Annotated in this window: 8 protein-coding genes and 1 pseudogene; 8 read left to right on the top strand and 1 reads right to left on the bottom strand. The window is 72.7% G+C overall.

What is annotated here, in order from left to right; genetic code table 11:
* The coding region (locus HET64_RS32140; protein ID WP_215110675.1) for an amidohydrolase at window positions 1–1,227 on the bottom strand (1,227 nt) is incomplete at its 3' end.
* Window positions 1,228–1,601: 374 nt separating this feature from the next.
* On the opposite strand from HET64_RS32140, the pseudogene HET64_RS32135 reads away from it, so the two are divergent.
* The 8 genes and pseudogenes from HET64_RS32135 to HET64_RS32100 form a co-directional block, all read left to right on the top strand.
* Window positions 1,602–1,754, top strand: a pseudogene (locus HET64_RS32135) (methionyl-tRNA formyltransferase); the annotation flags it as partial.
* Between the two features lie 17 nt (window positions 1,755–1,771).
* Window positions 1,772–2,584, top strand: coding sequence for a dimethylargininase (gene ddaH / locus HET64_RS32130; protein ID WP_215110674.1), 813 nt, complete (start codon window positions 1,772–1,774; stop codon window positions 2,582–2,584).
* 62 nt (window positions 2,585–2,646) lie between these two features.
* The gene (locus tag HET64_RS32125) at window positions 2,647–3,060 is read left to right on the top strand and encodes a hypothetical protein (RefSeq protein WP_215110673.1); all 414 of its coding nucleotides are present in this window, start codon (window positions 2,647–2,649) and stop codon (window positions 3,058–3,060) included.
* A 73-nt stretch (window positions 3,061–3,133) separates the two neighbouring features.
* Window positions 3,134–3,991, top strand: coding sequence for an AraC family transcriptional regulator (locus tag HET64_RS32120; protein ID WP_215110672.1), 858 nt, complete (start codon window positions 3,134–3,136; stop codon window positions 3,989–3,991).
* Window positions 3,992–4,124: 133 nt separating this feature from the next.
* Window positions 4,125–5,213: an iron-siderophore ABC transporter substrate-binding protein gene (locus HET64_RS32115; RefSeq protein ID WP_215110671.1), complete on the top strand. Its 1,089-nt coding sequence runs from the start codon at window positions 4,125–4,127 to the stop codon at window positions 5,211–5,213.
* 48 nt (window positions 5,214–5,261) lie between these two features.
* A complete protein-coding gene (locus HET64_RS32110) occupies window positions 5,262–6,344 on the top strand; it encodes an iron ABC transporter permease (protein WP_215110670.1) in 1,083 nt (360 codons plus the stop codon).
* A gap of 113 nt (window positions 6,345–6,457) precedes the next feature.
* Window positions 6,458–7,471, top strand: coding sequence for an iron chelate uptake ABC transporter family permease subunit (locus HET64_RS32105; RefSeq protein WP_251146181.1), 1,014 nt, complete (start codon window positions 6,458–6,460; stop codon window positions 7,469–7,471).
* A 58-nt stretch (window positions 7,472–7,529) separates the two neighbouring features.
* The coding region (locus tag HET64_RS32100) for an ABC transporter ATP-binding protein (RefSeq protein WP_308370414.1) at window positions 7,530–9,294 on the top strand (1,765 nt) is incomplete at its 3' end.

The raw sequence follows: 9,294 nt of genomic DNA, 5'->3' as shown, positions 1-9,294 counted from the left end.
CCGGTACAGCCAGCCGGCCCGCCCCTCCCCCATCACCGTCGCGTAGTCGTCGCCGAAGTAGCGCAGGAAGCCGGGCTGGACCACAGCGCTCACGCCGAGCCCGGCGAACCGGGGCAGCTGGTCCGGGCGGATCAGCCCGGCGTGCTCGATGCGGTGGCGCGCGTCCGGGCGGGGGCGCAGCTTCTGGGCCCGCTCCAGGGCGTCCAGGGCGAGGTCGGCGGCGCGGTCGCCGATGGCGTGGACGGCGAGCTGCCAGCCCGCGAGGTGGCCGTCGACGATGAGATCGGCGAGAGCGCCGGGGTCGTCCTGGAGGCGGCCGATGTTGTCGGTCGTGCCCTCGTACGGGGAGGTGAGCGCCGCCGTGCGCGCCATCATCCCGCCGTCGGTGTAGATCTTCAGGGCGCCCAGGGACAGCCAGTCGTCGCCGAACCCGGTGCGCAGGCCGAGGTCCAGGGCCCGGGGGAACCCGTCGTCGGCATGGGTGGCGCGGGGGCGCAGGGTGTCGCCGGACGCCATGACCTGGACCCGCAGGGGCAGTCGGCCGCGGTCCCGGAGCAGTTGATAGGCGCCGAGTTCGACGGGGCTGTGACCGAGGAGCCCGCCGCCTATGCCCGCCTCGGCGCAGGCCGTGATCCCCTCGTCGAGGCAGCCGCGGGCGGCGAGCTCGATCGCGTCGGCCAGTTCTTCCTGGGAGTAGGGCAGTCGCAGCCGGCGGGCAGTGGTCATGGCGCTCTCGGCGAGGAAGCCGTCCTCGTGCGGCGTTCCGTCCGGCAGGAGCTCCAGCACCGCGGTGTTGACGACGCACGCGTGCCCGGAGTCGTGCATCAGGAGGACCTTGCGGCCGTGACTGACCCGGTCCAGTTCGGCGGCGGTCAAATGCCGGCCCAGGGCCCGCTGGTCGTACCCGGCGACATCCACCCAGGCACCGCGAGGGGCCGGCCGACGGGCCGCCGCGTCCACGACGGCGAGGATGTCCTCGACCCGCTCGCACGGGGCGACACTCGGCGTGCCGGCCTTCAACCCTGCCCAGGCCAGGTGGACATGGCTGTCGATGAAACCGGGCAGCACCGTGGCGCCGTCCAGGTCGACGACCTCGCGGGCGGGCAGGGACGTCACGGCCTCGTCGACACCGACGACCCGCCCCCGCCAGATACCCAGGTCGTGGGCGACGGGGTGCCGGGGGTCCATCGTGAGGATGCGCGCGTTGGTCAGTCGCGTACAGAGCATGTGGGCAGTCCTTCCGTCGGAGTTCGGCGTGCTGTGCGGGCACGGGGTTCCTCGGAGCCGTACGGCTGGGGGCATCGCCCGCCGAGAGCTCCCGGCCGTCCGCCGGAATGTAGCGCCGGGGCGCGGCGGGCACCATCAGTCCCCCGAATCGGGCCCGGGCGCGGCCTGCCACGTGCGACCTCCAACACCCCTGCCGTCAGAGGGATTTACGGACAGCCGCCACGCCCGGCGGGCTCAACCGGCCGACGGAGAGGCACCGTTGCATTTTTAGGTAAGCCTTGCTTTACTTACGCGCCGGTTGATCGTTCTCCCCAGAAACATCGGATCCGCCGTTGCACCCGTGGTCGCCGCGAGCCGCTTCTCCCATCACGAGGGGCGACCACCTCGTGATCGTCACCGGAGCCGACGCCCGCTCAGGCCGCGACCACGCCCCGGCGATCACGCGCGTACGGACCACGGACGGCCACGAGCCGCCCGGGACCGAGCACTTCACCTCGATGGGCGGCCGTCCCACCGGCCGCCCCTGACGATCGGGACCCCACCCATGCGTACCGCACGTGCCCGGCACTACCTCATGTGCCGGCCCACCCACTTCGACGTGGTCTACTCCATCAACCCGTGGATGGACCCGACGAAGCCTGTCGACACTCCGCTGGCCATCGCCCAGTGGGAGCGACTGCGCGAGGTCTACCTGCACCTCGGGCACACCGTCGACACGATCGACCCCGTCCCCGGTCTTCCCGACATGGTCTTCGCGGCCAACGGCGCGACCGTCGTCGACGGGCGGGCCCTCGTGGCCCGGTTCCGCGACGCCGAGCGCATCGCCGAGGGCCCGGCCTACCGCGGCTGGCTGCGCGACAACGGATACCCGGAACCGCGCACGGCCGCGTTCGTCAACGAGGGGGAGGGCGACTATCTCCTGGCCGGCGACTGGCTGCTGGCGGGCACCGGGTTCCGCAGCGACCCCCGCTCCCACGACGAGGCGCAGGAGTTCTTCGGCCGCCCGGTGATCGGGCTGACCCTCGTCGACCCCGACTACTACCACCTGGACACCGCCCTCACCGTGCTCGACGAGACGACGATCGCCTACTATCCGGCAGCCTTCTCCCCCGGCAGCCTGGCCGTACTGCGGCGGCTCTTCCCGGACGCCCTCCTCGCCTCCGCCGCCGACGCCGCCGCGTTCGGGCTGAACGCGACGTCGGACGGGTACAACGTGGTCCTGCCGCAGAACGCGACGGATCTCGCCGGACAGCTGCGCGAGCGTGGGTTCCGCCCGGTCGGCGTGGACCTGTCGGAACTCCTCAAGGCCGGCGGCAGCGTGAAGTGCTGCACCCTGGAGCTGCGCGGGAACGGCTGAGCGGACGGCCTCCTCGCGGAAATTCCGCGGGGAGGCCGCCGGTGCGCCGATACCGTGACCGCATGACCACCGAGCCCAGGACCTTCCCTCCGCGACCCCTGCGCGCGGTCAAGGCCGTGTACGTCCGCCAGGCCGGCTGCCCGTCCTCCTTCGCCCTGGCGGTGGCGGACTTCGAACCCTGGGAGGAGGGAGTCAAGTTCGAGACGGCGGACACGAGCACGGTGCCGGGCTGGCCGGACGGCGAGGTGGCCGAACTGCACGAGGCCTTCGGCTGCGGCGTACGCGAGGAGCTGGCGGAACTCGCGACACTGAACCCCGGGACCACGGTGGCGGTCGCGGTCGTCCTGCGGTCCATCAAGGTGCACGAAGTGGACACGCATCCCGGCGCGTTCCGGCACGCGGGGCGACAAGCCGTCCGAAACGCCTTGCTGGAGGCGTACGGCCCGCCGCCGCGACCACGTCCGAAACAGCCCTGAAGCCGGACTCCGCCGCTGGACCGCCCAGGGCCGCCCCCACAGCCGTCGAGAGAAGTTAGGGTAACCTAACTTCATGCCGATCGCCGCCTCCCGCCACCCGGACGCCGGGGCCACCTCGACGGCCTCGCCGGCCTGGGCCGAACCCCCGGCCGGCGGGGCCGAGGTGGCCGAGCCTTATCTGCTCACCACCGCGGTGTTCGACGACTCGGAACCGACGGGACCGGTGACCTCGGGCGTGCACACGCACACCGACGCCCTCCTGGTCTGGCCCCACACCGGCTCGATCACCCTGCGCACCCGGAACACCGTGCGCCGACTGCTCCCGGGACAGGGCGCCTGGCTCCCTCCCGGCACCCCGCACGCGGCGTCCCACGAAGCCGGCGGCATCAGCTGCTACACCTATGTGGCGCGACGGGCCGTCCCGCCGGGGTGGTCCGCCGCCCGCCCGATGCGCGTGGGCCGCGCGCTCCAGGAGATGCTGCTGCACCTCGACGCGACCGCGATGCCCGACGACCTTCGACTGCGGACACAGCGGGTCATCATCGAGATGCTGGAGGAGGACACCCTTCCGGCGATCGAGGTGCCCGTGCCGGAGGACCGGCGGATCCAGGTGCTGGCGGACGATGTCATGCGCGACCCGGAGAGCGACCTCTCCGTGGAGGGCTGGGCGGCCAGGCACGCGCTGAGCGTACGTACCGTCACCCGGACGTTCAGCCGTGACGTCGGCATGCCGTTCAGCCAGTGGCGCTCACTGGTCCGGATGTCCGCCGCCACGGCCCTGCTCGCCCAGGGGCACCCGGTCAACCTGGTGGCGCACCGCAGTGGTTACGCCACCACCAGCGCGTTCTGCGCGGCCTTCCGCCGGGTCACCGGCGCCAGCCCGACGGAGTATCTGCGCGAGCAGGCCACCCCGGCCCCGGCCGCCCGCTGACCCAGAGCCTTGACCCGCCCACCAGATGGCCGATTCACGACACACCCTGGCCGGTACGCGACCCCTGAACAGCCCCGGCCTTCCTAATGTCTCTCCAGGTGAGGGTTGCCTTACTTCGGAACCAAGGAGAGACATGTCGATATTCATCCCGGCCCGACGCGGGCCGGGCGCCCTGGTCCGCGCCCTGACGGTGACGGTCGCCGCAATCGTCGTCCTGGCGGGCTGCGGTGGCACCACGTCCGGCTCCGGCGCCCCGGAGGCGAAGTCCGGGGCGAAGTCGGCCGCGTTCCCCGTGACCATCGAGCACGGCCACGGAAGCACGACGATCAAGCAGAAGCCGAAGCGCGTCGTGGCGGTCAGCTGGATGTCCCTGGACGTGGTCGCGGCCCTCGGCACCGTCCCCGTCGGCGTGGACAAGCAGTGGGGCGGCGACAAGCAGGGCTACACCCCGTGGTTCCGCGCCACGGTCGAGAAGCTGGGCGGCCCGCTGCCCGAGACCCTCAACTACGGTGACGCGGGCGAGATCGACTTCGAGCAGATCCTCGCGCTGGAACCCGACCTCATCGTGGGCCTGTACTCCGGCGTCTCCGACGTCGACTACAAGCGCCTCTCCCAGATCGCCCCCACGCTCCCCTACCTCAAGAAGCCGTGGGACGGCGGAACCTGGCAGGAGATGACCCGGACCATCGGCACGGCGCTGGGCGAGACCGCCAGGGCCGAGAACCTGGTCACCGACGTCCAGGGGCAGTTGGCGGGGGTGACGAAGGACCACCCGGAGTTCAAGGGCACCACGTTCGCCTACGGACTGGCCCTCGCCCCCGGCTCCACCGACGTCGGGCTCTACGTCGACTACGACGCCCGGGTCCGCCTCCTCACCGAGATGGGCTTCGAGAACACCCCCTCGATGGAGAAGATCGCTTCCACCGTCAAGGGCACCAACTGGTACGGCGGCATCAGCCTGGAGAAGCTCGACACCATCGACGCCGACATCTTCGTCGCCTGGGCCAACGGCGCCGACGAGGTCGAGCACACGCTGAAGGACCCGCTCTTCACCCGCTGGAAGCCGATCGCCGACCGCAAGTACACCTTCGTCCAGGACGCGACCATGGGCATGGCCACCAGCGGCCCTTCGGTGCTCTCCATCCCGTGGGCGATCGACCGCTACGTCCCGATGCTCGCCGACGCCGTCGCGGGCAGGGGCAGCACCGGCGCGGGTTCCTGACCGCACTTCGCCGCTCCGCCCAGGTGACGCCCTCTCCCAAGGACAACCATGACGACCGCCCCGCCCACGGGTGACCTCACCGACGGTGCCGAACGGGCCGGGCCGGGTCCGCGCGACGACGCGGGCCCGGCCCGCCGCCACCGGCACCGGCTGCTGATCCTGCTCACCGCCGCCGCCCTGCTCCTCGTCGTCGCCGTCCTCAGCGTGATGATCGGGGCGCGCGCCATCGCCCCCGGCACCGTATGGGACGCGCTGCTCCACTTCGACGACTCCGACGAGCACGTCATGGTGCGCGAACTACGGGTGCCGCGCACCGTGATCGGGCTGGTCACCGGCGCCGCGCTCGGTCTCAGCGGCGCGCTGATCCAGGCGTTCACCCGTAACCCCCTGGCCGACCCCGGCATCCTCGGCGTCAACGCGGGGGCGAGCCTCGCGGTGACGTTCGCGGTCGCCGTACTCGGCTACACGGCCGCCGGACAGTTCATCTGGTTCGCCCTGGGCGGGGCGTTCGGGCTCACCGTTCTCGTCTACGCCCTCGGCTCGATCGGGGCGGATCGCGGCACGCCGGTCAAACTCACCCTGGCGGGCGTCGCGTTCACCGCCGTGTGCGGCGGCTTCACCAGCGCCATGGCGCTCAAGAGCACGACCACGTTCGACGTCATGCGGTTCTGGGGTGTCGGCTCCATCGGCGGACGGTCGCTCGACATCCTGCCGGTCGCCCTTCCGCTCATCGGCGCCGGTCTTCTGCTCGGACTGGTCAGCGCGGGCTCGCTCAACGCCCTCGCGCTCGGCGACGACATCGCCCGCTCCCTGGGGACGCGACTGGCGGTGACCAGGGTCGCGGTGATCCTGGCCGTCACGCTGCTGGCCGGGACAGCGGTCGCCGTCGCCGGTCCGATCTCGTTCGTCGGGCTCATGGTGCCGCACATCGTGCGCTGGTTCGTGGGGCCCGACCAGCGCTGGATCCTGCCGGTCACCGTCGTCGTCGCCCCCGCCTTCCTGCTGGCCGCCGACATCATCGGCCGCGTGGTGCTGCCCTCCGGGGAGCTGCGGGTCGGCCTCGTCACGGCGCTCGTCGGCGCCCCCGTCCTCGTCGCCCTCGTCCGGCGGCGGAAGGTGAGCACCCTGTGAGCAGCCGCACCGCGTCCCAGCCGGACCGCACGGCTCCGCCGCCCACCGGGGCCGTACGCACGCGGGGTCCGAAGCGGCCCGGGAAGGCCGATCTCGGCCGGGCCACCTGGACCCTGCGGCGCGGCGGGGTGGCGCTGCGCGTCGACCGGCGGGCCGTCCTCGTCTGCGCCGTCCTGACCCTCGTGGTCGCGGCGCTGGGCGTCCTGACCCTGGGCTCCGGGTCGATCGGCCTGACGCCGCTCCAGGTGCTGTCCGCCCTCTTCGACCCGGACGCCGCCCCCCGGGCGCGGCTCGTCGTGGTGACCTGGCGGCTGCCGAGGCTGCTGTTCGCCGTGGTGTGCGGAGCGGCCCTCGCGATCAGCGGCGCCCTGTTCCAGTCGCTCACCAAGAATCCGCTCGGCTCCCCCGACGTCATCGGCTTCGCCTCCGGTTCGTACGCGGGCGCGAGTGTCGTGATGCTTCTGCTCGGCACGGCCAACTACCTGGCGGTGGCGTCGGGTTCTTTGATCGGCGGAGCGCTGACGGCGCTGCTGGTGTACCTGCTGGCCTACCGGGGCGGGCTGCGGCCGTTCCGGCTGATCATCGTCGGCATCGCCGTCGGCGCGTTCCTCGGCTCGCTCACGTCGATGCTGCTCCTCTCCGTCAGCCCGCAGCAGGCGATGCTCGCGGCCACCTGGGGCGCCGGTTCGCTCAGCGGACTCGGCTTCGAGCAACTGCGTGCCACCGCCGTCGTGTTCGCCGTTCTGCTGGTCGGCTCCACCCTCGTCGTACGTCCCCTGGTCCATCTGGAGATGGGGGACGACGCGGCTGTCGCGCTCGGGGTGCGCGCCCAGCGCGCCCGGCTGACCGCCACGGTCGTCGGCGTGGCGCTCACCGCGCTGGTGACCGCCGCGGCGGGCCCGATCGCCTTCATCGCCCTCGCCGCACCGCAGATCGCCCAGCGGCTGACCCGGAGTTCGACCACCCTGCGCATCGTGCCCGCCGCCCTCGCCGGGGCGGCCGTCCTGGTCGGCGCGGACTTCGTCGCCCAGCGCATCGATCTGCCGGTCGGTGTCGTCACGGTATGCGTCGGCGGCGCGTACCTGGCCTGGCTGCTCGCCCGCCAGTACGCGGGCCGTCGTCGATGACCGCCCGGCGGACGTCTTCCCCCGCGCGGCCCACCCCCCTTCTCCCGAGGAGCGATCCGTGAGCACCACGACCCCGCCGGCCCGGCCCCCGGCAGCGGGACACCCGGCGCAGGACCCCGGGCACCGCGCGCCGGAGAGGGGCCAGGACCGTGAACCCGCTTCCGTACAGGCGCTGTTCCGTACCGCGCTCGTGCGGGACGGGCGCGGTACGCGGCTCGGTCTGACCGCCGTCGCGTTCATGGTCCATCAGCTGTGCGAGGCCCTGGTGCCGATCCTCATCGGGGTCGTCATCGACCGGGCGCTCGCCCCCTCCGACGGCCCGGCCCTCCTCGGGTGGCTCACCGTGCTCGCCGGGGTGTTCACGCTGCTGTCCCTGTCGTACCAGCGGGCCTCCTCGGCGATGGTGACCGTCTACGGATACGGCGAGCAGGCGTTGCGTCTGCGGACGATGGCCAGGCTGCTGGACCCGCGCTCGCTGCGGCGTCCGCCCGGGGCGGGTGAGGCGCTCTCGTTGGTCTCCTCCGACACCTACCGCGTCGCCGGGGTCTCCTGGAGCGTCGTCCAGCAGGCGTCCACGGTCACCGCGATCCTGACGGCGTCGGGCGTCCTGCTGCTCATCTCCCTCCCGCTCGGCGGCGGGGTGATCGTGGGCACCGTCCTGATGCTGCTGGTCATGCGCCGGATCTCGATGCCGCTGGAGGCACGGGGGCTGGCCGAGCAGAGCTCGGCGGCGCGCGCCGGCGACGTGGCCACGGACATGATCACCGGACTGCGGGTGGTCATCGGCATGAACGCCCGCGACGAGGCGGCCCGCCGCTACCGCGTCGCGAGCCAGGCCTCGCGCCGGGGCGCCGTCGCCGCCGCGCGGTCGGTGCTGACGTACTCCTCCGTGAGCCTCCTGCTCTCCGGACTCTTCCTGGCCGCGCTCGCCACCGCCTCCGGGTATCTCGCCCTAGACGGCGGCATCACGATCGGTCAGCTCGTCACCGTCCTGGGTCTCGCCCAGTACCTCCAGGGTTCGCTCGCCCACGTGGGGACCTTCGCCTCCAACTGGATCCACAAGCGCGCCTCCGCCCGCCGGCTCAGCGACCTGATCAACGAACCGCCGCTGATCGACGCCGTCCCGGGCCCCCAGGACGGCCGGCCGGCGGAGTCGGCCGACGCCACCGCCCCGGCGCTGGTCTGGCGCCCGCCCGGCCACGACGAGCCGGTGCGGCTGGGGCGCGGCGAGCTCGTCGGCGTCGTGCCCGGCCGGCCCTCCGGCGCCCGGGACATCGGCGACCGGCTCGGCTACCGCGTGCCGCTCGCCCGCGGTGAACTCCTGGTGAACGGCGTCGACGCGGTCGAGCTGGGGCCGGAACGGGTGCGGGAGTTGATCGCCGCGCCGCCCCATCACGGCGCGGTGTTCTCCGGCACGCTGCGATCGAACCTCGTCCCCCCGGGCGGCGACCCGGACCCCGCCGTGCTGCGGGCGACGATGCTCGACGACGTGATCGAGGACATCGGCGGGGACGGGCGCGACGTCGGCGAGCGAGGACGCAAGCTCTCCGGCGGGCAGCGTCAGCGGCTGCTGATGGCCCGGGCGCTGCACACCGGGGCGGAGATCGTGGTCCTCGACGAGCCGACCACCGCCGTCGACCCGGCGACCGAGCAGCGCATCGCCGAAGGCCTGCGCACCCTGCCCACGACCACGCTGCTGGTCACCACCAGCGGCATCCTGCTCTCCGCCTGCGACCGGGTCGTCGACCTGTCGGCGGAGACCGGCACCGGCTGCCCTGCCGCTCCCGTCGCCGCCACTTCGGACACGGAGTTCGCCACCGCCC

The organism is Streptomyces sp. McG3, assembly GCF_018619185.1.
Taxonomy (GTDB): domain Bacteria; phylum Actinomycetota; class Actinomycetes; order Streptomycetales; family Streptomycetaceae; genus Streptomyces.
The sequence above is the reverse complement of the archived record's forward strand: the minus strand, read 5'-3'. Positions and strand labels throughout refer to the sequence as shown.

What these genes read in the sequence shown, in the direction of transcription:
- ddaH (WP_215110674.1), top strand. Translation starts at nt 1,772, where the DNA reads ATGCGTACCGCACGTGCCCGGCACTACCTCATGTGCCGGCCCACCCAC.
- HET64_RS32125 (WP_215110673.1), top strand. Translation starts at nt 2,647, where the DNA reads ATGACCACCGAGCCCAGGACCTTCCCTCCGCGACCCCTGCGCGCGGTC.
- HET64_RS32120 (WP_215110672.1), top strand. Translation starts at nt 3,134, where the DNA reads ATGCCGATCGCCGCCTCCCGCCACCCGGACGCCGGGGCCACCTCGACG.
- HET64_RS32115 (WP_215110671.1), top strand. Translation starts at nt 4,125, where the DNA reads ATGTCGATATTCATCCCGGCCCGACGCGGGCCGGGCGCCCTGGTCCGC.
- HET64_RS32110 (WP_215110670.1), top strand. Translation starts at nt 5,262, where the DNA reads ATGACGACCGCCCCGCCCACGGGTGACCTCACCGACGGTGCCGAACGG.